General features: G+C 61.1%; 18 protein-coding genes and 1 pseudogene. 11 read left to right on the top strand and 8 right to left on the bottom strand.

Annotation, left to right across the window (positions count from 1 at the left end; all coding sequences use genetic code 11):
* Positions 1-2 precede the first annotated feature (2 nt).
* The 3 genes from Q0367_RS04330 to Q0367_RS04340 all read right to left on the bottom strand — a co-directional run bounded on the left by Q0367_RS04330 (position 3) and on the right by Q0367_RS04340 (position 3435).
* Entirely contained in the window at positions 3-923 is a 921-nt protein-coding gene (locus Q0367_RS04330; protein WP_297632155.1) for an ABC transporter permease, read from the bottom strand.
* Positions 924-1010: 87 nt separating this feature from the next.
* Positions 1011-2576, bottom strand: coding sequence for an ABC transporter substrate-binding protein (locus Q0367_RS04335; protein ID WP_298981083.1), 1566 nt, complete (start codon positions 2574-2576; stop codon positions 1011-1013).
* A 76-nt stretch (positions 2577-2652) separates the two neighbouring features.
* A complete protein-coding gene (locus Q0367_RS04340) occupies positions 2653-3435 on the bottom strand; it encodes an alkaline phosphatase family protein (RefSeq protein ID WP_297632161.1) in 783 nt (260 codons plus the stop codon).
* 662 nt (positions 3436-4097) lie between these two features.
* Here Q0367_RS04340 and fusA point away from each other — a divergent pair.
* Positions 4098-6161: an elongation factor G gene (fusA, locus tag Q0367_RS04345; RefSeq protein ID WP_298981085.1), complete on the top strand. Its 2064-nt coding sequence runs from the start codon at positions 4098-4100 to the stop codon at positions 6159-6161.
* Between the two features lie 96 nt (positions 6162-6257).
* Here fusA and Q0367_RS04350 read toward each other — a convergent pair whose 3' ends face one another.
* The gene (locus Q0367_RS04350) at positions 6258-6665 is read right to left on the bottom strand and encodes an Hpt domain-containing protein (protein ID WP_298981086.1); all 408 of its coding nucleotides are present in this window, start codon (positions 6663-6665) and stop codon (positions 6258-6260) included.
* Positions 6666-6820: 155 nt separating this feature from the next.
* On the opposite strand from Q0367_RS04350, the gene Q0367_RS04355 reads away from it, so the two are divergent.
* The 6 genes from Q0367_RS04355 to Q0367_RS04380 all read left to right on the top strand — a co-directional run bounded on the left by Q0367_RS04355 (position 6821) and on the right by Q0367_RS04380 (position 15947).
* On the top strand, positions 6821-8404 hold the full coding sequence (locus Q0367_RS04355) for a glycosyltransferase (protein ID WP_298981087.1): 1584 nt from the start codon (positions 6821-6823) through the stop codon (positions 8402-8404).
* Positions 8405-8558: 154 nt separating this feature from the next.
* On the top strand, positions 8559-8783 hold the full coding sequence (locus Q0367_RS04360; protein WP_297632172.1) for a hypothetical protein: 225 nt from the start codon (positions 8559-8561) through the stop codon (positions 8781-8783).
* A gap of 106 nt (positions 8784-8889) precedes the next feature.
* Positions 8890-11697 carry a DNA polymerase I gene (polA, locus tag Q0367_RS04365; RefSeq protein WP_298981088.1) on the top strand — a complete coding sequence of 936 codons (2808 nt, stop codon included), beginning with the start codon at positions 8890-8892 and terminating at the stop codon, positions 11695-11697.
* Positions 11698-11747: 50 nt separating this feature from the next.
* On the top strand, positions 11748-13436 hold the full coding sequence (argS, locus tag Q0367_RS04370; protein WP_298981089.1) for an arginine--tRNA ligase: 1689 nt from the start codon (positions 11748-11750) through the stop codon (positions 13434-13436).
* A 37-nt stretch (positions 13437-13473) separates the two neighbouring features.
* Positions 13474-15069 (top strand): phosphoglycerate dehydrogenase, encoded by a 1596-nt coding sequence (serA, locus tag Q0367_RS04375; protein ID WP_297632183.1) that lies wholly within the window; start codon positions 13474-13476, stop codon positions 15067-15069.
* A gap of 149 nt (positions 15070-15218) precedes the next feature.
* Positions 15219-15947 (top strand): SH3 domain-containing protein, encoded by a 729-nt coding sequence (locus Q0367_RS04380; RefSeq protein WP_297632186.1) that lies wholly within the window; start codon positions 15219-15221, stop codon positions 15945-15947.
* Between the two features lie 148 nt (positions 15948-16095).
* Here Q0367_RS04380 and Q0367_RS04385 read toward each other — a convergent pair whose 3' ends face one another.
* A complete protein-coding gene (locus Q0367_RS04385) occupies positions 16096-18054 on the bottom strand; it encodes a LysM domain-containing protein (RefSeq protein WP_298981090.1) in 1959 nt (652 codons plus the stop codon).
* A gap of 1009 nt (positions 18055-19063) precedes the next feature.
* Between Q0367_RS04385 and acpP the strand changes: the two genes are divergently transcribed.
* Positions 19064-19309: an acyl carrier protein gene (acpP, locus tag Q0367_RS04390; RefSeq protein WP_297632192.1), complete on the top strand. Its 246-nt coding sequence runs from the start codon at positions 19064-19066 to the stop codon at positions 19307-19309.
* A gap of 123 nt (positions 19310-19432) precedes the next feature.
* Here acpP and lexA read toward each other — a convergent pair whose 3' ends face one another.
* The 3 genes from lexA to recO form a co-directional block, all read right to left on the bottom strand.
* Positions 19433-20212 (bottom strand): transcriptional repressor LexA, encoded by a 780-nt coding sequence (gene lexA, locus Q0367_RS04395; protein WP_298981091.1) that lies wholly within the window; start codon positions 20210-20212, stop codon positions 19433-19435.
* Positions 20213-20357: 145 nt separating this feature from the next.
* Positions 20358-20744, bottom strand: a complete 387-nt coding sequence (locus Q0367_RS04400) for a MazG-like family protein (RefSeq protein ID WP_297632198.1) — start codon at positions 20742-20744, stop codon at positions 20358-20360.
* Positions 20745-20756: 12 nt separating this feature from the next.
* Complete coding sequence (recO, locus tag Q0367_RS04405; RefSeq protein WP_298981092.1) at positions 20757-21545, bottom strand: DNA repair protein RecO; 789 nt, start codon at positions 21543-21545, stop codon at positions 20757-20759.
* Positions 21546-21654: 109 nt separating this feature from the next.
* Here recO and Q0367_RS04410 point away from each other — a divergent pair.
* The 3 genes and pseudogenes from Q0367_RS04410 to hisC all read left to right on the top strand — a co-directional run.
* Positions 21655-22092: pseudogene (locus tag Q0367_RS04410) on the top strand (8-oxo-dGTP diphosphatase); the annotation flags it as partial.
* Between the two features lie 323 nt (positions 22093-22415).
* Positions 22416-23744 (top strand): histidinol dehydrogenase, encoded by a 1329-nt coding sequence (gene hisD / locus Q0367_RS04415; protein WP_298981094.1) that lies wholly within the window; start codon positions 22416-22418, stop codon positions 23742-23744.
* Between the two features lie 110 nt (positions 23745-23854).
* A complete protein-coding gene (hisC, locus tag Q0367_RS04420) occupies positions 23855-25021 on the top strand; it encodes a histidinol-phosphate transaminase (protein ID WP_297632208.1) in 1167 nt (388 codons plus the stop codon).
* The last annotated feature ends 45 nt before the right edge of the window (positions 25022-25066 follow it).

Below are 25066 nucleotides of genomic sequence, written 5' to 3' on the forward strand. Positions count from 1 at the left end.
AGTCACCGATGGCGGATGCGCGGGTCGAGCACGCTGTAAATCACATCGGTCGCCAGATGAATCAGCACGGCGAACGTGGCAATGAAAAGCGTGAGCGACTGCACCAACACAAAATCGCGGTTGCGGATCGCCTCGTTGAGCATCCAGCCGATGCCGGGGATGGCGAAAATCGACTCAATATAAATCGAGCCGGCCATCAAATAGGTGAACTGGATGCCGACGACGCTGACCAGCGCAATCGAAGCGTTGCGCGCAATGTGATGCAGACCGATCGTGAACGGCGAAAGCCCTTTGCTGCGCGCCGTGCGGATGTAGTCCTCGTTGCGGATTTCCAACACTGCAGAGCGCGTGAGGCGCACCAGCTGCCCGACTGCGCCGATCGAGAGGGCGAAGGCGGGCAGGATGAAAGAGTGCGGCCCGTCCACGCCGAACGACGGCAGCCAACGCAGGTTCACGGCGAAGACCCAGATCAGAATCAACGCCAGCCAGAAGGTGGGCGTCGCCTGCCCAAGCAAGCCCACGAGCCGCGCCAGCGAATCCTTCCAGCTCCCCGGCGAGACGCCGCCGATCACGCCGAGCGGGATCGCAACCGTCAGCGCAATCGCCATGGCCAGCGTCGAGAGCAACAACGTGATCGGCAAGGCGGCGAAAATCACCTCGCGCACCGGCTGACGAAAACGCAGGGAATACCCTAAGTCGCCGCGCAGCACATCGCCGGTGTAGCGAATGAATTGGACGTGCAAAGCATCATTCAAGCCGAGCGCTGTGCGCATCTCCTGCAATTGCTCTGGCGAGGCGAAATCGCGCGCAATCAGCAGCGCAGCCGGGTCGCCGGTGAGGCGCACCATCCAGAAAACGAGCACCAGCGCCCCAAAAAGCAACAACAGTGACTGCCCAAGGCGCATCAACAGATAGCGTTGCATTCGTTTAAGCCAGAATTCAGCCCCCTGCCGAACGAGGAACGCTCATTCGGCAAGGGGTCAACGTGAGCCGGTCGCAGACGAAGTTCGTTACTCGGCCAGATAGACGTGCTTCAGATAGTACTGCTCCACCGAATTCGGCGCATAGCCTTTCACCGCAGAGCGGATCGCCTCGAAGGTGATCGGTTCGTACAGGTAGATGAACGGCGGATTTTCGTACATGTACGCCTGCAGCTCTTTATACAGCGCCGCGCGCGCCTCAACGTCGAAGGTGCTGCTGATGGCGGCCAGGTAGCGGTCAATTTCTGGATCAGACCAGGCGGAGTAGCTTTCTTGCCAGCCGCCCAAGGCGCCCACCAGGCGCGGCAGCGCCTCGCCCACGGCGGCCGACCAGCTATCGCCAAAGAGCGGAGGCAGCTCCTTTTTCGACTGGCGATCCCAGTAAACGCCGCTTTCCAAAAACTCGATCTCGCCGCCTTCCAACGTGATGCCCACCTCGGCCAGGTAGTTGGCCACAGCCTGGCAGACGTCCTCGAAGCTGGTGTAGGCGCCGATTGGGCACGCCATGCCGATCGTAAAGCCGTTGGGATAGCCCGCCTCGGCCAGCAACGCACGCGCCCGCTCCGGATCGTAGGGGTAGGGCTGAAGCGACTCGTCAAAGCCCAGGTTCCACGGTGTGACAAAGCCTGCGGACAGCCGGGCGTTGCCGCCGAAGAGGCTGTCCACAATCGCCTGACGGTCGACGGCGTAGTTCATGGCCTGACGCACGCGCACATCTTCGGTCGGCTTGCCGACGCCGGTGGTGAGATTGTTGAAGGCAATATAGTAGACGCGATCGGCGGGGTAGGTGATCAACTCGACGCCGTCGACGCCCTCCAGCGTCCTCGCCTCGTCGGCGCTCAGGCGGTTGATGATGTGCACCTCGCCGGTCTGGATGGCGGCCAGCCGCGTGGACGATTCCGGGATCGGACGGAAGATCACCTGCTGCACCAGCGGTTTGCCCTCATCCCAATACTCCTCGAACGCCTCCAGCACGATGCGGTTGCCCTTGCTCCATTCGACGAATTTAAACGGCCCGCTTCCGATCGGCCTGACCTCGATGCCGGCGTTGCCCTCAGCGGCGAACTGTTCGGCGGAGATGATGTTGTAGCCGACCAGCGAGCGCAGGAAAGTGACGTCCGGCGTACTGGGCTTGAGCTTGACGGTGTAATCGTCCACCACCTCGACGGTGACATTGGCATATGCAGAGGCGTAGGCGTTGACGGGATCTTTGCCCGCCTCAAAAGTGGCGACGACATCCTGGGCGTCGAAGGGGGAGCCGTCGTGGAAGCGCACGCCCTCGCGCAATTTGAAGGTGTATTCCATCCCGTCCTCGCTCACCGTCCATTCTGGAGCGAGCGAAGGGCGCAGCTCATTGGTGACGTTGTCCACCTCGAGCAGGCTGTCGAAAATCTGGTTAATCACGTTGCCGGCCATGCGGTCGGCGGCATTGGGTGGATTGATCGAATTGGGGTCAAGCGGCAGCGCCACGATCAACACGCCGCTCGGCGAGGAGGGCGCCGCTGCGTCACCAGCTGCAACGGAGACAGCTTCACCGCCCGCCCCTGGCGACGGGGCGGGCGCCGCACAGGCGGCCAACGCGCCTACGATTGCCATCGCTCCTAAGATTCGCAAAATTCTTTGCAGCATCGCTCTTACGTTCCTTTCTTTTTCGCATAAACCTTGTTTCAAATCATGTTTCAAAAATTTCATCGATGCACCGACCCTCCCATTGAGGATGAGCCGGAATTTGCAAAATGCGAGCAAGCGTCGGCGCAGTGTCGAGCAAGGTCAACTCCGTTTGGATGACGTAATTGCGACGAATGCCTGGGCCTGCGACCACCCAGGGGATCAGCATGTCTTCAGCCAGTTCAGCGCCGTGCGTGCGCTCGTGGCCGCCGTGATCGCTCTGCAACAGCACAACGTCCTCCGGCTGCAGCGCGTCCAGCACCATGCCGACGCCCTTGTCCACCCGCTCGATCTGACGCAGATAGGCCTCCGACATCCAGCCGAACTGATGGCCGGCGACGTCGACGGTTCCAAAGTAGACGAAGGCGAAATCAGGTCGGTCCGCAGCAATCCGCTGGGCGGCGACCTCGGCGATCGTCAGGTCGCCTTCCGGGGTGTAGCAGGTGTTCTGATAGAAAGAAAGCTCCAACATCTCCGGCCGGTTGAGGTCGCGCAACGGCTCCCAGTTGTGGAAGAAATAGCAGCGCTTGCCGGCCTGTTTCGCCTGCTCGATCAACCCCGGCAGCGGCCGCGCCATCGGCTGCCAGGCATTGGTCATGACGCCGTGGCGCTGCGGCGGAACGCTATGGAAAATCGAAACATGACAGGGAAGCGTAATGCTCGGCGTGACCGAGCGCGCCTGCAGCGAAGAAGCGCCTCGTCGCATCAATCCTGCAATCTGAGGCGCATCGACCAGCGAGAGGGCATCTGGACGCAGGCCGTCCACCAGCAACAAAATTGCCGCCATAAAACACCACGCAAAATCAGATCAATGGGGCAGAGCCTTGCTCTGCTTCGATGAATCGATGAAGTCCATCTTTGGACGCAAAGCACACTCTATTAAGCGCCAGAGACGTTAAGCCAGGATCAACGCACTGATAACGGATGGTTAAACTCATAGAGATGAAGAGTGCGTCGCTCGCAGAAGGCTACGGCGCAATGACATCTTGATCGCAACCTTCCGATGCAACTAAATTGACAATCGCTGTTCAAGTTGACCCTCCCTCGGCTTTTGCGTACAATTCTTAATCAGACGTGAACACAGAATCTGATAGGAACAAACTTCAACAACAGAATCTCTGCTTATGCAGCGCCAGACGCCCGCCGAAACATCGGTGGGCTATTGGCGTTTACGCCCAGAATATTCTTCTAATCCTTTCAGGTTCGTTCGCAGGGGCGCTTCGGACTGCGCCCGTGCATAGCGAGTGAGCTCCGGCGAGCGCTCAGGACGTGTGGAAGCCCTCATCGTCAAACCTTCAAGATAGTAGGCTTCGACCCGTCAGTCGGCGGAGGCATTCGGTGGCAGGCGGCTCCCTTTGGTCTGTAAAAACCACGCCGCGTATGCAAGGCCGATGATGGTTCAGGCGTGGGTTCATCTTTCAGTCATTCATCGATGGTTTGGAGGCTTACATGGCAAAGTATCAAACGGAGCAGATCCGCAACGTGGCTTTGCTCGGCCACGGCGGGGCAGGCAAAACGACGCTGACCGAAGCGTTGTTGTTCAAGACAGGCGTCATCAGCCGCATGGGGCGCGTGGAGGACGGCTCTACAGTTTCGGACTGGGACCCTGAGGAGCACCGCCGTGGCATTTCGATCAATTTGTCGGTGATTCCAATTGAATTTGAAAACACCAAAATCAATTTGATCGACACCCCTGGATATCAAGATTTTGTCGGCGAAGTGATCAGCGGGCTGTTTGCGGCCGAGGCTGGGCTGGTGATCGTCGATGCCGTCTCCGGCTGCCAGGTGGGCACGGAGCTTGCATACGAGCGGCTGCGGGAGCTGGAAAAACCGCGCATCATCTTCGTCAACCGCATGGATCGGGAAAATGCGAACTTCGCCAACGCCGTGCAGAGCCTGCGCACGACGCTCGGCGATGAAAAGATTGTCCCTTTTCAGATTCCGATCGGCTCAGCCGACGCCTTTCAAGGCGTCATCGGGCTGATCGAAATGAAGGCGTACCTGGGGCCGGAAGGCAAGGAGGCTCCTATTCCGGAGGAATATCGTGCGGAGGCGGAAGAGGCGCGCGTGGCGCTGGTCGAGGCGGCCGCCGAAGCCGACGACGAGCTGATCATGAAATACCTGGATGGAGAGGAGTTAACGGTCGACGAGGTGCGCCATGGGCTGCACGTCGGCGTCAAGAACTGCGCCATCACGCCGGTTTACTGCGGCACGGCGCTCAAAGGCATCGGCCTCGAACGACTGATGCAGGCGTTGCGGCGCTACGTGCCCGCGCCCAACGAGCGCAGCGTGCCGGCGCTCAAGAACGGTGAAGAGATTCAGCTCGAGTGCGACGTCAACGGACCGGTGGCGGGCGCCGTCTTCAAGACGCTGATCGACCGTTACGTCGGGCGCATGAGCTTCATTCGCATGTTCTCCGGCAAAATCAGCAAAGATATGCAGGTCGTCAACGCGCGCACCGGCAAGAGCGCGCGCGTCGCCAATCTCTTCAACGTGCGCGGCAAAGAGCTGCAGAACGTCGATGAACTCGTCGCCGGCGACATCGGCGTCATCACCAAGATGGACGACCTGCAGACCACCGACACGCTCTGCACGGCCGATCAGGTGCTCACCATCAAGCCGCCCGTCTATCCGCATCCGCTCTACTCGGTGGCGGTGGCGCCGGTGACGCAGGCCGACAGCAGCAAGATGGGGCCGGCGCTGGCCGCCATCTGCGAGGAAGACCCCACCTTGCGCTATCAGAACGTCAAGGCGACCAAGCAGACCGTGCTGCAGGGCATGGGGGAAACGCACGTAGACGTCGCCGTCAACCGCATGGTGCAAAAATTCGGCGCCAATGTGGAGACCAGCATGCCCAAGGTGCCCTATCAGGAGACCATCACCAAGGTCGCTTCGGCGCAATATCGCCACAAAAAGCAGACCGGCGGCGCCGGCCAGTTCGCCGAAGTACACATGCGCCTGGAGCCGCTTCCCGGCGGCAACTACGAATTCGCCAGCGAAGTCTTCGGCGGCGCCATCAGCAGCTCCTTCTTCCCCTCGATCGAAAAGGGCATCAAATCGGTCATGGAAAGCGGGGTGATCGCCGGCTATCCGGTGGTGGACGTCAAGGCGGTCGTCTACGACGGCAAGGAACATCCGGTGGACTCCAAGGACATTGCGTTCCAGACGGCGGGCCGCGAAGCTTTCAAACTCGCCTTCAAGGCGGCCAGCCCCGTCCTGCTCGAACCGATCTACATTGTCGAGGTGACGGTGCCCGACGAATACATGGGCGACGTGATGAGCGACTTCAACACGCGGCGCGGACGCGTGCTCGGCATGGAGCAAAAGAACAACCGCACCGTCGTGCGCGCCATGGTGCCGCTGGCGGAGATCATGCGCTACAGCACCGACCTGCGCTCCATGACGCAGGGGCGCGGGGTGTACACGATCCAGTTTGATCACTATGAGCCGGTGCCCAGCCACATCGCCGCCGAGATCATCGCCCAGCACAAGGAAGAGGCGAGCGAAGAGTAAGCCGGAATCGTCCGGAGCGTTCACAGCAAACAAACAAAGGGCGCAGCTGGCTCTGCGCCCTTTGCGTTTGGTGAAATATTTTGTGGGGTCTTTCCTTCATGAACCGGCGTCTTCGCCGGCGAAACGCGCTCGCGCCTGGCGAAGCTGGGCGCACGCCGCCTCATGCTCGGTCGCCAACAGATCCAACAGCGCCGCACAGTCGGCTTCCTGGCACTGCGCCTTGGCGACCTTTTCGATAAAAGCGGCGACCTGCGAAAGGCGCATAGCGCCGAACGTCGCACTGCTAGACTTTAGGCTGTGCGCCATTCGATGCAACTTCACCCAATCGCCCGCCGCCAGCGCCGCACGCATTTCCTCATATTGTTTGGTGGACTCCACCAAAAAGGTGTCGATCAGCTCCAGAATGGCGTCGGCGTCTTCGTCTCCGAACATCTCGACGATGTTCTGAAGTGCCTCCGGAGCGAGCACTTCTGCAGCGGGCTCAAATGTGAACTGCATTTTCATGCCAGGCTCCTATCCAAATCAAAGCGCAGGCGTACGGACCTCGGCGCCGACGACCTTTCGTCGGCGCCGTCCAGGACTGGAAAAACAAACGCAATGTATCCAGAGTATATCACATTTGGATAGCCTCCTGGCAACACAGTATATTTAGGCAAGATATGCTGCACATCATCGTCTTTGGACTTGAGTTTCTTTATCTGGTCTGCGCAGCAGGGCTGGCAGTCTACAGCCTCCATGCGCTCTGGCTTGTCTGGCAGCAGGCTCGCCTCACGTCCCCGACGAAGCGTCCGATAGAGCCGGTTGCATGGCCCGCCGTCACTGTCCAGCTACCCATCTTCAACGAGCGTTACGTCGCAGAGCGCGTGATTGACGCGTGCGCTCAATTGGACTACCCACGCCATCTATTGCAGCTTCAAGTGCTCGATGACTCCACCGACGAAACCATTGCTATCGTCGATCGCTGTGCAGCCCGCTGGCGCGAACAAGGCTGCAACATCTCGGTCGTGCGGCGCAGCGACCGCACAGGATACAAAGCCGGCGCGCTGGCGCATGCCTTGCCGCAGGCGACAGGTGACTTCATCGCCATCTTCGATGCAGACTTTCGACCGGAGCCCGATTTCTTGCGGCGCACGATCCCCTATTTTTTCCTAGAGCCTGAAGGTGGAAGGATCGGCTTTGTGCAAAGCCGTTGGGGACATCTGAATCGAGAGTATTCCCCACTCACGCAAAGTCAGGCCCTGGCGCTCGACGGACACTTCGCAGTTGAACAGGAAGGGCGACAGGCGGCGAATTACTTTCTTGGGTTCAACGGCTCGGCCGGCGTGTGGCGTCGCGCCTGCATCGAAGATCCACAGACCGGTGGCTGGCAGGAGGATACGCTCTGCGAAGACCTGGACCTCAGCTATCGTGCGCAGCTGGCCGGGTGGAGACCTTGCTATCTCAACGATGTCGCGGCCCCTGCGGAAATCCCTCCGCAACTGAGCGCCTATAAGCGACAACAGTTCCGTTGGGCCAAAGGCAGCATCCAGACCTTGCGCAAACTCGGCGCACGCGTCTGGCGCAGTGAGCGTCCGCTGGTCGTCCGCTTGTTCGCTCTGATCCATCTAGGCAGCTATCTGGTCCATCCAATGTTGCTGCTGTTGCTGCTGAGCATTCCACCGCTCCTATTGCTGAAGGGCGAGTTGCCTTCGCCCATGCCCCTGCTTGGGCTAACCTCGCTCGGCCCACCGTTGCTCTATGCAATCGGCCAACGCAGGCTCTATGGTTCCCAATGGTGGCGCCATTGGCTTTATTTGCCGCTTCTCATGCTCCTGGGAATAGGCGTCTGTCTCAACAACTCATTAGCCGTCTGGCAAGGATTGCGCAGCCGCGGCGGTGCATTTCAACGCACACCCAAATTTCGCGTCGAACATGCGCAAGATCGCTGGCGCAACAGCAATTACGCGCTCCCTCTCGACCGCGTCCTACTGATGGAAATCGGCTTGATGTTTTATGCAATGTGGGCGACGTGGCTGATCGTGGTTTCGCAAGGGTGGTTTACAGCCATTTTCATGCTGCTGTACACAGCGAGCTTTGCTATGATGGCAGGCGTCTCGCTCTGGCAAAACCGCCCCTCTAAGCCACGGGTGCAACGACGTCTGCAGCGTCTGCTGCGCGCCTTTCCTGTTAAAAAGTCCCCCCCACCCAAAAAGAGCGCGCGCAAATCGATGAAAATTTTTCGTTCAGTCGCTCATGGACGCTAGTGCGCTTTCCATCGCCCCAATACAACTAAAAGCATCCTGTTTCCAGAGCTTCTTGTCGAAAATACACATAGGCGGGTACAATGAACTGACGATTGGCGCCTGTCGCCAGGGCTTCGTAGCATGGGAACCGTATGTATCGTAAAAGAGGATGGGTATGACCAAGCTCAGGGAGCACAACGAGATACAAGAATACACCTGGAAGGAAAATCCAGATGACATCATTGTCCTTGTCAATCGAAGCAACAAAAACCTCATCCTAGACCTGCCCGCCGGACGCTATCGACTGGACGCCGGTCGGCGGATGCGCACGTTGCGTTCGATTCTCAAATATCCCCAGATCATGGCGCTGGTGGAAGAGGGCGCCCTCGTAATCGAATGAGCGGCTCTCCCCTGCATCGTCGGCGTTTGCACTGCGCAGGGGCGGAGGCGGTGGGCAACGCGACGGACGCATCGATCGCCGCGCCGCCCAGAACGGAACATCCATCATGGCGCTTCTACTGCTGATCGACGGCCATTCTCAGGCCTATCGCGCTTACTTCGGCATCAAAACGCCGCTTTCCACCCGCGCGGGCGAGCCGACCGGCGCAGTCTATGGCTTTGCACGCAAATTGCTGGCCGCGCTGCGCGACTATCACCCCGATTGCATCATCGTCGCCTTTGACGCAGGGGAGACCTGGCGTCACGCCGAATTTCCTCAATACAAGGCGACGCGCGAAGTGATGCCCGATGACATGCGCACACAGATGGAGCGCATCGAAAGCCTGCTGCGCGCGTTCAACATCCCGATCATCTCCTACCCGGACTTCGAGGCCGACGACGTCCTGGGCACGCTGGCGCGCAAGGCGGCGGCGCAAGGTCACGACGTCCTGGTGATGACCGGCGATCGCGATATGTTCCAGCTGGTCGATGAGCGGGTGAAAATCCTCTATACGTCGGGCGGACCCAACCCTGTCACGACCATCTACGGCGTCGAACAGGTCCGGGAGCGCTACGGCCTCACGCCCCAGCAGTTCATCGATTTCAAGGCGCTGACCGGCGACGCCTCCGACAACATTCCCGGCGTGCCCGGCGTCGGCGAAAAGACCGCCATCAAGCTGTTGCAGCAGTATGGCTCCCTTGAAGGCATTTACGAGCGCCTGGACGAGATCGGCGGCGTCAAGCTGCGACAGGCGTTGAGCGAAGCGCGCGAGCAGGTGATGCGCAACCGCCGTCTGGTCGCAATCCACACCGACCTCGACATCGACTTTGACCTTGCGCAGTGCGCTGCGCGCACCTACGATCCCGCCGCCGTGCTCGAATTGTTCCACGAACTCGAATTTCGCAGCCTGCTCAAGGAGCTGCCGCTTTCGCCGCAAAACTCGGCGCAGACGCCCGCCGTTGCAGAGCAATCGTCTGGGCAGATGGCGCTCTTCGGCGCGGCGACGGCTGTTGCGGCGCCTCTGGCGCTCGACGGTGAACGCAACGTTCTGATCGTGCAAGACGAGGCGACGCTTGCGAACCTTGTCGAATCGTTGCGCACAGCGGAGCGTCTCTCCTTCGACGTCGAAACCACCGCCACCGACGCCATGCAAGCAGCGCTGGTGGGCCTGGGCGTCGCCTGGGCGCCGGGACAGGCCGCCTACATTCCCGTGACGCACACCGCCGGAGCGCAGCTCGACTGGTCGCACGCAGCGGCGGCGCTTCGCCCCTTCTTCACCGATGCAGCGCTGCCGAAAGTCGCGCACAACGCCAAATACGACCTGATCGTGCTGCGCCGCCACGGCCTCGACGTCGCAGGAGTGCTCGACGATACGCTCCTGATGGCCTGGCTGCTCGACCCCGCCAGCCGTTCGCTCGGCCTCAAGGCGCTGGCGGAAGCCGAGCTGGGCTGGAAGATGACCGAACTGACCGAGCTGATCGGCAGCGGACGCAAGCAGATCACGATCGACCAGACGCCGCTTGAACAGGCGGCGGCTTATTGTGGAGCCGACGTGGACGCCACGATTCGGCTATACGCAATTCTGGAGCCGAAGCTAAAGGAAGCCAACCTCGATACGCTCTATCGCACGATTGAGCGCCCTCTGCTGCCTGTGCTCACCGACATGGAAATGGCGGGCGTGCTGCTCGACGTCGAATTTCTAAAGCAGATGTCCGCCGAACTCTCCAAACGGCTATACGAATTGGAGCAGGCTCTATACGAAGTCGTCGGCCACGAATTCAATCTGCGCAGCACCCAGCAGCTCAGCCAGGTGTTGTTTGAGGAGATGGGCTTCCCGGCCAAAGGGTTGAAAAAAACGGCGTCCGGCCATTACAGCACGGCAGCCGACGTGCTCGAAACGCTGGCCGCCTACGGCGACGACCTCTCGCCGGCGCAGCAGCGCGTCATCGAGCTGATCCTGGAGCACCGCCAGCTCGAAAAGCTGCGCAGCACCTACGTCGACGCCCTTCCTGCGCTGGTCAACCCACAGACCGGCCGCGTCCACACCAGTTTCAGCCAGACCGGCGCCGTCACCGGGCGGCTCAGCAGCAGCAACCCCAACCTGCAAAACATCCCGATCCGCACGGAGATCGGCCGCCAAATTCGCCGCGCCATCGTCGCGCCGCCCGGCTGGCAGCTGATCTCGGCGGACTACAGCCAGGTCGAGCTGCGCGTGCTGGCGCACATGGCCAATGAGCCGCTGCTGATCGAGGCGTTCCAGGCGGACCAGGACATCCACGCCGTCACCGCCTCCAGACTGTTCGGCGTTCCCGTCGAAGCGGTCACGCGCGAGCAGCGCAGCCTCGGCAAGACGATCAACTTCGCCACCATCTATGGCGTCAGCGAATTCGGTCTGAGCAGCCGCACCGAACTGACGCGCGAGCAGGCGCGCCAGTTCCTTGACCAATATTTCCAAACCTACCCGCGCATCCGCGCCTTTTTGGATCGCATCCTGGAGGAAGCGCGCGAAAAAGGGTACGTGCAGACGCTGTTGGGGCGCAAACGCTTTTTCCCCGAACTGAAAAGCGGGCGACTGCCTCCCAGTCAGCGCGCCGCCGTCGAACGCGCCGCCATCAACGCACCGATCCAGGGCACAGCCGCCGACATCATGAAGATCGCCATGATCCGACTATACGAACAACTGAAGGACGGCGGCTATCGCACGCGACTGCTGCTTCAGGTGCACGATGAGCTTGTGCTGGAAACGCCGCCCGAGGAAGTGGAAAACGCCGTGCGCCTCGTGCGCGAGACAATGTCCACCGCCTATCACCTGGTTGTCCCGCTCAAAGTGGATGTAGAAGTCGGGCCCAACTGGAGAGACATGACCAAAGTTTGAACAGCGGATTCGACAACGACTCCTTTAACGATTGCTTTAACAATTGCTTTATGGTGCGAGAACAAATTCAACAGTTGCTTAAACAAGCGATCCACGCAGCTCAAACGAGCGGCCAATTGCCGGCGTTGGAGTCGCTCTCCGTTGAGGTGCTGCGTCCCAAGCAGGCCGATCACGGCGACTACAGCACAAACGTCGCCATGATGGCTGCGGCGGCGCTGCGTAAAGCAGGAGGCTCCGGCAATCCGCGCGCCATCGCTCAGGCGATCGTGGAGCATATCCCAACAGATGGCTTGCTCGGTCGCGTCGAGATCGCCGGCCCCGGCTTCATTAACCTCCATCTCTCAGAGCGCTGGCTGCAAGAGCAGGTCAACGCCATCGTAGAAGCCGGCGAAACCTTTGGCAATCTCGACCGCGGTCGCGGGGAGCACTGGCAGGTCGAATTCGTCAGCGCCAACCCCACCGGCCCGCTCCACTACGGCGGCGCCCGCAACGGCGCGCTGGGCGACTCGCTCGCCAATGTGCTGGCGGCGGCGGGCTATCGCGTGCAGCGCGAATACTACGTCAACGACGCCGGCAACCAGTTCAACCTCTTCGCCGCCACCCTCTATGCGCGCTACGCCCAACTTTTCGGCCGTGATGAGCCGATCCCGGAGGATGGCTACGCCGGCGAGTACATGTTTGACTATGCGCAAACCCTGATCGAACAGTATGGCGACCGCTTCCTGCACATGCCCAAAGACGAGGCAATCGAACAACTGAAGCCGATCAGCGAGGAGATCGTGCTGGCCGCCCTCCAGGAAGAGCTCGGCAAGCTCGGCATTCGCTACGACTGCTGGTTCCGCGAGCAATCCCTCTACGACAGCGGCCTCGTCTACGAGGTGATCGAGAAGCTGCGCGCCCAAGGCGACGTCGTCGAGCGCGACGGCGCCACCTGGTTCCTTGCCAGCAAATACCCAAACGTTGACAAGGACATGGTGCTGATCCGCTCCAACGGCATGCCGACCTATTTCGCCTCCGACATCGCCTATCATTACCATAAATTCGTCGTGCGCGGCTTCGACCACGTCGTCAATATCTGGGGCGTCGATCACCAGGGCCATGTGCCGCGCATGGCCGCAGTGATGGCGGCGCTCGGGCTTGACCCCTCGCGGCTGACCATCGTGCTGCATGGCCTGGTCAAATTGATGCGCAACGGACAGGAGGTCAAACTCAGCAAGCGCCGCGGCAACCTGATCACCGTCGGCGAGGTGGTGGACGAAGTCGGCGCCGACGCCGTGCGTTTCAACCTGCTGACGCGCGGGCCTGAAAGCACGATCGAGTTCGACCTCGATCTGGCGAAACAACAGACCGAAGAAAATCCAGTCTTCTTCGTGCAATACAGCCACGCCCGCATCTGCTCGATCCTGGTGAAGGCCAACAGCGAAGGCGTTCATCCCGCCGCCGGCGCCACGCCGCACGTTGCGCTTTTGACGCATCCTTCCGAGCTGGCTTTGATCCGCAAATTGCTCGAGCTGGAAGAACAGATCGAGCTGGCGGTTGAAAAACTCTCCCCCCACAACCTCACCCACTACGCAGTGGAGCTCGCCAAGACCTTCAACGGCTTCTATCGGGACTGTCGAGTGGTGGACCCTTCCAACCCGACGTTGAGCGAAGCGCGGCTTCAGCTCTGTCAGGCCACTCGCATCGTCCTGGTCAAAACTCTCACCCTTTTGGGCATCAGCGCACCGGAATCCATGTAGCGCTGTCACCCTCTCACACAATATCCGGAGTGCAATCATGGCTGAACACTTTCGAGTTCTTGTCAGCGACAGCATGTCAAAAACCGGGCTGGCCCCGCTGCTGGCGGCGCCCAACATCGAAGTCGACGTGCGCACCGACCTCACGCCTCAACAATTGATCGAAATCATCCCTCACTATGACGCCCTGCTGGTGCGCAGCTCCACCCAGGTGACGGCGGAAGTGCTGCGCGCTGGCGTTCGGCTGCGCGTGGTCGGTCGCGCCGGCGTCGGCGTGGACAACATCGACGTCGACGCCGCCACCCAGGCCGGCGTCATCGTCGTCAACGCGCCCACCGGCAACGTCGTGGCCGCCGCCGAACACACGATCGCCATGCTGATGGCGCTGGCGCGCCACATTCCACAGGCGGACGCCCACGTGCGCGCCGGCCTGTGGAAACGCAACCAATTCATGGGCGTGGAAGTGCGCGGCAAGACGCTCGGCGCCATCGGCCTGGGGCGCGTTGCCCAGGAGGTCGTGCGCCGCGCCCAGGGGCTGGGCATGCATGTGCTGGCCTATGACCCTTACGTCACCACCGAATATGCACACCAGCGCGGGGTCGAGCTGACCGACCTGGATACGCTGCTGTCGCGGTCGGACTTCGTCACGTTGCACGTGCCGTTGACGCCGCAGACGCGCAACCTCATCAACCGCGAACGGCTGGCGCTCATGCAGCCGACGGCGCGCCTGATCAACGTCGCGCGTGGGGGCGTCGTCGACGAACTGGCGTTGGTGGAAGCCATCGAGTCGGGCAGGCTGGCCGGCGCAGCGCTCGACGTCTTTGAACAGGAGCCGCTTCCCGCCGACAGCCCGCTGCGCCGCTGCCCAAACATCATCCTCTCGCCTCACCTGGGCGGCAGCACGGTCGAAGCGCAGGAAAAGGTGGCCGAAGATGTGGCGCTTCAGGTGCTCGACGTGCTCAATGACCGACCGGCGCGCTACGCCGTCAACGCGCCCATCATTCCGCCCAAAGACCTGGAGTTTCTGGTGCCCTACATCGATTTGGCGGAGCGCATGGGGCGCTTCATGAAACAGCTCGGAGCGCAGGGAATGGGCGACGTCGAGCTGACCGCCGAAGGCGATCTCGCCGAGTTCGATCTGAGCTACATCCGCGCTGCGGTGATCAAAGGCATGTTGTCGGACGTCGTCTCGGTGCGCGTCAATCTGGTGAATGCGTCGCTGCTGGCGGAAAAGCGAGGCATGAACCTGATCGAACGCAAAAAACATCAGCGCGAGTTCGCCTACGAAAGCCTGCTCACGCTGCGTTCGACCTCGGGCGCCCAGCGCTGGACCGTGCGCGGCGCCATTTTACAGGGAGAGCCGCACATCGTGGCCATCAACGATCTGTGGGTGGATTTCCCCGCGTCGGGCCATGTGCTGCTGGCGCTGCACAACGACCGACCGGGCATCATCGGCGCAGTCGGCACCATCCTGGGCAACGCCGACGTCAACATCAGCTTCATGCACGTCGGCCGCCGCGCCCCGCGCAGCGAAGCCATCATGGCGCTCGGCACCGATGAACCGACAACACCCGAGCTGCAGGCCCAGATCAGCGCGCTGCCGCATATCCAATGGCTGAAAGCGATCACGCTCTGAACACCGGAACTTGTCCATCTCATTGAGATTTCGTTTAATACAAGTATAGCGCGCTGGACGTAAATGCGATATAATTTCGTTTTATGAACAACAAGGCTTCGATTGCCTCGCCCGGCGAGGGAAAAAGACGACGCAGCAGGCTACGCATATTGTTTGCAGTCGCTCTGATATGGGGAGCGCCTACGCTGGCGTGCGGCAGTTTCGCCGATCGCCCGACGCCTACGCCGACCCCTCCGAGCACCGAGAGCGTCGAACCCAGCGGCCCATCAGGCGGCCCGGTGGCGCTTGAGACGCCGATCCTGCCCCTCATAATCGACACCCCCACGCCAGAGCCGACCGCCACGTTCACGCCGACGCCGATCCCCGGGACAGCGCTCATGATCGGGCAGCCGGCGCGCGTGGTGGCGCCCAACGGCGTCAATATGCGCCAGGAGCCGACGATTTCCGCTGCGCTCGTGCGCTATCTCCCCTCGCGCCTGAGGGTGACCGTCATCGATGGGCCAGTCGAGGCGGATGGCTACCGCTGGTGGAAATTGGACGACGGTGAAGGCAATATCGGCTGGTCGGTGGAAAACGACGGCGAAACCGACTTGCTCAGCCCGCAGATGGGCCAGCCGGAGCCTGTCAACCGCTCTCCGCGCGTGGGCGAACGCGTGCGCATCACGATGAGCACCGGCCAACTCTCGGTGCGCGAGACGCCCGGCACCGACGCCCGCCTGATCACGCGCGTCAACCCCGGTCAGGAGTTTACGGTGATGGGCGGCCCCCAACAGGCCAGCGGCTACACCTGGTTCCAGATTCGCTCCGACAGCGGCGACATCGAAGGATGGGTGGCCGAAGGCGATCAAACAGAACGGTGGGTCAGCCCATTAGAATAGCTCGATCCTCGAGCGCACCATTTTGACGCAAAAGAGCGGCGGCGCTCCGCACAGCGCCGCCGCTTTCCTTAGGATGCAGTGCAGGCTGCGGAGCCGGAACCGCAGCCTGCACTGCCATCGAAGGAGTCTATCTAATCAACCCGTGTGCTCACGGTATGATTAGCACCTGCCCAACATAGATGAAGTTGGGATTTTTGAGGCCGTTGAGCTGACAGAGATAGTCCACCGAGACGCCGCGCCATGCAGCGATCTGGCTCAACGTGTCGCCCGGACGCACGACGTAGGTCTGCCCCGCCGAAGGAGGGCTGACCATCGGCGGCTGCGGCGTAACCACGCCGGAACAGCCGGGCAACGTCAGCACCTGTCCGACAAAAATCAGGTCTGGATTCACTATGTTGTTGACGGCGATCAGATGGGAGAGGCTGACGCCATGGCGATGGGCAATCGAGGCCAGCGTGTCCCCGGGGCGCACTACATAGGTGCAGGCGCCGCCCGGCCCAGACGGCGGCCACAGCGCCGCACAATCCGGAACGCCCGGCTGGCATTCGGCGATCGGTGGAACCGGCTGGACAATCGGCGGGAAGAGATCTTCACAGTCCGGCGCCCACCCGCACTCGCCGATCGGCGGCTTCGGGTGCACGACAGGAGGCGCCACCGGGCCGCCAGAACCGCCGCAGGCCACAACCGCCACACTGTCGATGTTGAAGTCCATCTCGACGTTGGGAATGCCCCACTTCTTCCAGCCGCGAATGAAGAGCGTGATCTCCGAGGCGGGCGCTACAAATTTCATCGAGTAATGCACCATCGGCCCTGGATCGGTGCGCGCGCCGATCGGCCCCAGATTCATCTCCGTCCAGTTGCTCACCGCCTGCCAGTCGCCGCTGTAGCCGGGCAAGAAGCCCCACTGCGCCGCAAAGCGATAGGGATCGTCCTCGTTGCCTTCTCCGCGCAGCAGCCCTTTCATGCTGAACTCATAGGTGGCGCCCGGGTGCAGGCCTTTGATGTACTGATAGATGCCGGCGTAACGATCGTTGTCGACGGGGTATCGGTTCCAGGTGTTGATCTCGATGAGCTGACTGTGTCGGCCGTCCGCCACAACGCGCGGCCACTGATCATCGTAGAAACCGTACTCTGCGCCGCCGCCGTTGGTGAAATAGCCCCAACTGGCGCCGACATGACCGATGGAGACGGCGTTGAAGCCGCCCTCGAAGTCGCCGTTGTAGACCAGATTGGGGCCTGCGCAGACGCCTGGAGGAATGAGATAGATCGGAGGAGTGGCCTCGATCGGCGGCTGCGCGCTGAACCCTGGGTCGAGCGGGTCAACCCCGCCATATACGGGCAGGATCGGCGGATGCTGAGGCGCGTGCGGAGCGGGGCCCACCAGCGAAATTGCGTCCAGGTTGACGTCCAGCTCTTCTTCTGGCACACCCCACTTCTTCCAGACGCGAACATACACCGTCACGTGGCTGGCCTCTGCGCGCAGGCGCGTGGTGAAGCTGTTGAAGGCACCAGGCTCGGTGCGCAGATAATACTTGTCCCAGCCCACGTCCATCCAGTTCGTGACGCGCGTCCAGTCTGGGTAGGGGCCGAACGTCCACCCCACCTGCACCCGATAACGCCACGGGTCGCCCTCCAGATTGGTGGTGCGAATCAGTCCTTTGAGGCTAAGCGTGTATTCCCCCCAAGCGACCACAGGCACCGTCTGGTAGATGCCGGCGTACCGGTCGGCGTCTCCCAGCATTATGCCGTACGTGTTCAGCTCGATCATCTGGCTGTGGCTGCCCTCGGCAACCACGCGATCCCATTGGTCGTCATAAAAGCCATAATGGACGGCGCCGCCGTTGGTGAAGCACTGCCACCCGCTGCCGACGGCGCCGCAGCCCGGCTGATGGGTGAACCCTTGCTCAAAACCGCCATTGTACAGAAGATTGGTGAGCGAAGCGCTCGTGGAGGCGGGCTGGACGATCACCGCCGCAATGCCGGCGACGATGGCAAGAACGACGACCAGGCTCACGCTGCGTTGAGCGCCAGGGCTGAGGCCATGGAACTGCCGTAGGGAGCGCCTGGACAACAACCTGGCAAGAGGGAAACGGATATGACGCCACATGATGTCCTCCTATTCGATGGCAATTGCGATGGCAATCATGACGCTGCTGCGCGATGGCGAGCACAGCAGATCTCCGGCTATCGCTGGCGATCATAGCATTGCAGTTCCTTATGCGCAATAGGGAAAATTTTCAACAAACATTTCAGATCGATGACTATCTGAAATATCCTCAGGGACGCAAGTGGGGCGGACGATGACTATGCAAAATTGTGGGGCGAGCCTGACCTGCCAGTATAAACAACCCTCCTCCAGAAAGCTCAGAGTTTCCTGGAGGAGGCGGCGAACATCTTGCATCCATCGGGGTCGCAGAAGAGAAGCTTCCCTTATTCGGAGAGAGAAAGGCGGCGACCAGCGATCGCCGCCGGCCAAATCGGTCTCGTTATACGAAAAATGGCTCATGCAGAAACCAGGTTCGCAAATTGCCTTGCTATCACTATACGCAATTTCAAGGATGTGAATTGCTAAAAAAGCGCCCGCCACCGCATAAGCGGTGGCGGGCCTGTACAAAGGAGGAACCAAAGGAGGTGCTGGTTCGAATTGTGAAGTAAGCTCCCCTCAAACTTCACAACTCTGCCAAACGACCGACAGCTGTAGAAAAACCGCTGAATCCCATCGACGAGTGTCGGACGCTTCTCAGAGCGTTGAACCAATCATCCCATCAGACAATTCAATTTTCAGTATACAAGACTTTGTTGCAGCGCCGTTGCCGTACGATTCCCGCAGGAAAAACGCACCCAATCCGCCGACAAGCGCGCAACTTCTCCGTGCAAACGGTGTTATGAAATTTCGGCGAAGTCCAATAAACGCCGATGACTTTATTCTCTGGCGGTCTGGAACTTTCAAAGCAAAAAAGACACGCCGTATGTTTGACAGGGAGTTTTACACTGGTCTACAATAGCCGTTACGATTTTGCCAATGACCCTGCCGGGAATGAAAGCCATCGGGCGTTGATGCAACAAAACCAGAACACATCCGAGCAGTGGCACTGAAAAGAGGAGAGATTACGATTATGAGCGAAAACAGCACTTTTGAACGAGTCCGAGCAATTATTGTCGATCAACTTGGGGTCGACGCAGAAGATGTCACCATGGACGCCAATTTTCGCGAGGATCTCGAGGCCGACAGCCTCGATCTCGTCGAGTTGATCATGGCCTTTGAAGAAGAGTTCGGCGGAGAGATCAACGACGAAGATGCGCAAAAAATCATCACCGTCGGCGATGCTGTGCGTTATCTCGAAAACGCAGCCAATGCGTAAGCGCTTGGACAGGGCATGCGTTGACGCGGCCGCCAGCTAACCGGTGCGTCGTCTCAAAAATGCAGCCAACGCCTCTCCACAAAGCGGGCAGAGCGCCCGCTTTTTTTATGCAATGGAACGTCTCTACTTTAACACGCGAATGACGGAGACGACTTTGCCGTTGATGCGAACTTTGTCCGCAGGGCGCACAATCGGCTGATACTCCGGGTTCGGATTGGCGGGGATCAGCCGCACATTGGGGCCTTCGCGCTGCAGAAATTTCAGCGTCGTCTCCTCATCGCCTTCAATCCACGCCGCCACCATGTCCCCATCTTCGGCCGTCTCCTGATGGCGCAAGATCACAATGTCGCCGTCGAGCACGCTGGCGTCGATCATCGAATCTCCCTGCACGCGCAGCGCAAAGAGATTGTCTGCAGGCACGTTCAACAGCCCTTCGGCCAGCTCAATCCAGTCCTCCGGGTCATACGCCTCTCTGGGATTGACCGCAATCGGCGAGCCTGCAGCGATCTTGCCCAGGATCGGCACGCGGAAACGCCGCGACGACGCCCGCTCTACAGGCGACTCATCGGCTGTGTCATATTCCAGCTCCGGCGCCCTCTGGGGGGTGGACGTTTCCTCGACGAATGCCGCTTTTTGAAGCGACTCGCCGTTTTGTTGAAGGGGATAACCGCTCGCCAGCAGCGCCGGAAAATTGACGCTCAACCCTCTGCTCTTGTCCGGCGCCCGCGAAATGAACCCATAGGATTCCAGCTTGCTGAGATTGTACTTGACCACCGAAGTGCTGCTGATGTGGACATGGTCGCCGATCTCTCGGATCGACGGCGGGTAGTGATTCCGCCGCGTGAATTCGACGATGAAGTGAATAATCCGTTGTTGGCGTTCAGAAAGGTCGGAGAAGTTCATGGCGCTTTCCCAATCGCATTATCCCAAACAGAACGTTTGTTTCCCAACTTTCCCAAATGGTACACGAACATCTGTGCGATGTCAAGACCCCAAACGCACGTTTGTTCTAAATTTGTTCTGAATGGGATGGGAAAAGAGGAGCGCCTTACGCTTCGAGGCCGGCGCGACGGAGGTAGGCCTGATAGCGCGCCCAGTAGGCTTCGCGCTCGGCCGGCCCGTCGGCGGGGTTGGGAAAACGTTCGTCCGCCTTGCGCTGCCCGCGCGCCATCGCCTCCTCCATGTCGATGCCGCAGAGATAGGCAAGTTTAAAGAGCATGACCTGGAGGTCGCTGAGCTCCAGCGCCAGCTCCTCGCGCAGGCGCTCGAGATCGGCGGGCGAAGGATCGCGGTATCCTTCGATCATTTGCACGATCTTGCTGATCTCCCCAAGCTCTTCAAGCGCATGCAGAAGCGTATGGCTCAATGTGACCTGCTCCCAGGTGCGGGCGCGATCCCACGCCTCCAGCCACGCCTGATAGTCGCGAATGTGCATAGATGAGCTTCCTCACGATTGCGGGATGTGCGCCGCCGTCAGGCGACGCAGGAAATGCGTCGAACGCACCTGACGCTCCAACACGATGATGAGATAGCGATTCAAAATGTTCTCAACGCGGCGCAAGGTCGCCGGTCGCGCGTTCACCTGCGCAACTGTGGTCCAAGGACGGCTCTGGAAAAAGCGCAACACTTTGAGCGCGTCCACGTCCAACGCCTCGGCGTCGTTGCGCTGGGCCGCGCATTGAGGGCAGAGGACGCCGCCCTCGGCGAGCGCCAGGAAATTCACCGTCGGCTCCAGCTCCTTGTCGCAGGCGAGGCACCGGAAAAATTGGGGCTGAAAACCGGTCAGGCTGAGCAGGTGCAAGGCGAACCAGGGGAGCAAATTCGCCGGCGCTGCGTTGTAGGCCGCCGCTTCATCGAGGATGCGCAGCGCCTCCAGCGTCAAGTCCCAGATCGCATGGGCGTCTTCGCCCTCGCCGGTGAAAGCGTCGACCAGCTCGCAGATGTAGCTGGCGGCGGCGATGGCCTCCAGGTGGCTGCGTAGATGGCGAAAGCTCTCCACGGTCTGCGCCTCGGTGATGATGTCCCACGTGCTGCCTTGCGCCAGCGTCAGCGCAACATGGACGAAAGGCTCCAGGTGACCGGCTTTGCGACTGCTCGTCTTGCGCACGCCTTTGGCGATCAGCTCCAGCTTGCCTTCGCCGGGCGTCAGCGCGGTCAAGACGCGATCGGCGTCATGGATGTCGCGACGACGTAAGATCAAAGCTCGCGTGGAGCGAATGCGTTCACGGGCCGGCATGTGCATCAGTGTACCATGTACGCTTGTGCATCGCCAGCGAGGTAGGGTACTATGAAGAAAAAGACGAGAGGGATGACAAGGCAACTGCACACCGGGCAAGGATCATTCGATGGCGAACATTCTGGCGACGCTGGTGTACGTCAGGCGGCCGGGACAGACGCTGATGTTGCATCGCATCAAGCGCGCCGGCGACATGCATCAAGGCAAATGGAATGGGCTGGGCGGCAAACTTGAGCCGGGAGAGTCGCCGGAAATGTGCGCGATCCGCGAGGTCTACGAAGAGAGCGGGCTGCGCATTCACAACCCAGAATTGCGCGGCATCCTCACCTTTCCCGACTTCCGCGCCGATGAGCATTGGTACGCCTTTGTTTTCGTGGCGCACACGTTTACCGGGACGTTGATCGATTCCGCCGAGGGCGCGCTGCAATGGATCGACAACGATCGCCTGCTTGCGCTGCCGCTGTGGGAGGGTGACCGCATCTTTTTGCCCTGGCTCGACCAGGATCGTTTCTTTTCGGCGCGCTTTGTCTACAAGGAAGGACGGCTGTGCGCATACGACGCCGTCTTCTACCCGCTGCAACCAGGCGCAGCGACGGCGTCCGTCGCCTCGTCCGGCCCGCAACCTCAGAGGGCGGCGACGTCGCATTTGTACGAACCCTCGGAGGATGACGACGAACGCTGCTGGGTGTGCGGAAGTCCGGTCGTCAAGCGCCATTGCAAAATCACCTGCACCGTTTGCGGCTTCCGACGCGACTGCAGCGATCCGTGAAAGATGGTGCGGAATGGATAGTGCGTGTTGCGTGGTGCGTGTTTCGTTTGACTCCAACGCGCAATGCGCAACACGCAGCGCGCAACAGAAAGGTTTCGGCGATGCAAATTTTCGATGTTGAGTCTGCGAGGCGAACGATTTTACGGCGCACGGCATGGGACGAGGTGAGCGTTCCCCCCGCCGTGCTGGAGCGCATTGAACAGCTTTTCGGGGAACGGATCGGACCGGAGGAGGCGGTGCGACGCATTCTGGCCGACGTGCGTGCGCGTGGCGCTACGGCCGTGCTGGAATGGTCGCAGCGGCTCGACGGCGCAGCGCCGGCGGCGCTGCAGGTTCCGCCGGAGGCGATCCGCGCCGCCTACGATGCGGTCGCCCCCGAGGTGGTGGAGGCTCTCCGGCTGGCGGCGGCGCGCGTCGAAGCCTTCCATCGTCGTCAGCCGACGCCGAGCTGGATTCATAACGACGCCGAAGGCACGCTGGGACAACTCGTGCGCCCCATCGAGCGCGTGGGCGTCTACATTCCCGGCGGCACGGCGCCGCTGCCCAGCTCGTTAATGATGACCGTCGTCCCTGCGCGTGTGGCGGGCGTTCCCTTCGTTGCAGCCATTTCACCGCCACAGCGCGCCACCGGCCTGCCCCATCCCGCCATCCTGGTGGCCGCAGACATCGCCGGCGTGGACGCCGTCTACACGGCGGGCGGCGCCCAGGCGATCGGCGCGCTGGCCTTCGGCGCCGACCCCATCGCCCGCGTCGACAAAATTTTCGGGCCGGGCAGCCTCTTCACGACGCTCGCCAAGCGCCAGGTCTTCGGCATCGTCGGCATCGACGGCCTGCCTGGACCGACGGAGACGCTGGTCATCGCCGATGAAAGCGCCGACCCGCAGCTCGCCGCCGCCGATCTGCTGGCGCAGGCCGAACACGATGTGCTGGCAAGCGCCATCCTGTTGACCCCTTCGCGCGCGCTGGCGGAGGCGGTGCAGGCGGCCGTCCATGCCCAGATGGAGACGCTGGAGCGCAGCGAGATCATCGCAGGCTCGCTGGCGCGCAACAGCGGCATCGTCGTCACCGAGTCGCTGGCGCAAGCGTTCGAGCTGGCCAACGCCTACGCGCCCGAACATCTCTGCCTGCTCGTGCACGATCCCTGGCAATATCTCGGTCAGGTGCGCAACGCCGGCGGCGTCTTTCTGGGCGAGCGCAGCTTCGAGGTGCTGGGCGACTACGTGGCCGGCCCTAGCCACGTCATGCCGACGGGGGGGACCGCACGCTACGCCAGCCCGGTGAACGTCCTGGACTTTGTCAAGATCGTCAGCGTGGTCGGCCTCAACGAACAGGCGCTGCAAGCCATCGGGCCGGCTGCGCAGACGCTGGCGTGCGCCGAAGGGTTGACCGCCCACGCCGCCGCCGTCCAACGGCGACTCTCGGAGCGCTGATCACGATTTTCGATTGGTCGTTCATCTTGCAGGAAATTCTGAGGCTTTTTGAACGAGTTGTACGCCCATAACGGAAACCTTTCTGGAATCGATTCACTACGACGAAAACTATGTCTCTGATCTCTGACGCCGCCGCTCGACCCTCCGCCACACAACCACCGCCCGCCTTTGACGTTCAGAGGCTGGTGCGCAGCGAGCTGAACGCACTCGAAGCCTACACTCCGATCGTTCCCTTCGAGGTGCTCAGCGAACGCCTCGGCCTGCCCGTGGAGCAGATCATCAAACTGGACGCCAACGAGAATCCATACGGGCCGGCGCCGGCCGTGCTCGAAGCGCTGGCGGAATACAATTTCTATCACATTTATCCCGATCCACAGCAAACAGAGTTGCGCGCCGCCCTGGCGGAGTATGTCGGCGTTCCCGCCGGGCATATCCTGCCCAGTCACGGCGCCGACGAAATGCTCGATTACCTCTGTCGGATTTTTCTGCGCCCCGGCGACGCCATCGTCGACTGCCCGCCGACCTTCGGCATGTACAGCTTCGATGCGCAGCTCGCCGGCGCCGAGGTGATCGAGGTCTGGCGTCGGCCCGATTACAGCGTCGACGTCGAGGCGGTGGAGCGCGCGGTGTTGGAGCAAGCAACCGGTCGCGTCAAGCTGCTCTTTCTCACCTCGCCGAACAATCCATCGGGGACGTGGCTGCCGGACGAGGACCTGGCGCGGCTGCTGCGCCTGCCGGTGATGGTGGCGCTGGACGAGGCGTACGTCGAGTTCGCCGACCATCCCAGCCGCGCAAGCTGGGCGCTGCGTCATGACAACCTTGTGGTGCTGCGCACCTTCAGCAAGGCGGCGGGCATCGCCGGGCTGCGACTGGGTTATGGCGTCTGCCCGGCATGGCTGATGGAGACGCTGTGGAAGTTCAAGCAGCCCTACAACGTCAACGTGGCGGCGACGGTGGCCGGGCTGGCGAGCCTGCGCAATCTGGACCATCTGCGCGCCACCGTGGAGAAGCTGAAAGCGGAGCGGCGACGGTTGACTGCGCTGCTGGAGACGATTTCCTACTTGAGACCTCAGCCGTCGGAGGCAAATTTCGTGCTCTGCCGCGTGGTCGGGCGCAACGCCAAAGAGATCAAACAGGCGCTGGAGCGGCAGGGCATCCTGGTTCGCTATTACAACAAGCCGGGGCTGGACAACTGCATCCGCATCTCGGTGGGACGCCCTGAACAGACGGATCGGCTGATTGAGGCGCTGCGCGAAATCGACGCCGTCCGGCTATAATGTCTTCTAATCACCACAGTTCTGCAAAAGAAAGGCCAGGGAAAA

Source organism: uncultured Caldilinea sp., assembly GCF_937128415.1.
In the GTDB taxonomy this organism is placed as follows: Bacteria; Chloroflexota; Anaerolineae; order Caldilineales; family Caldilineaceae; genus Caldilinea.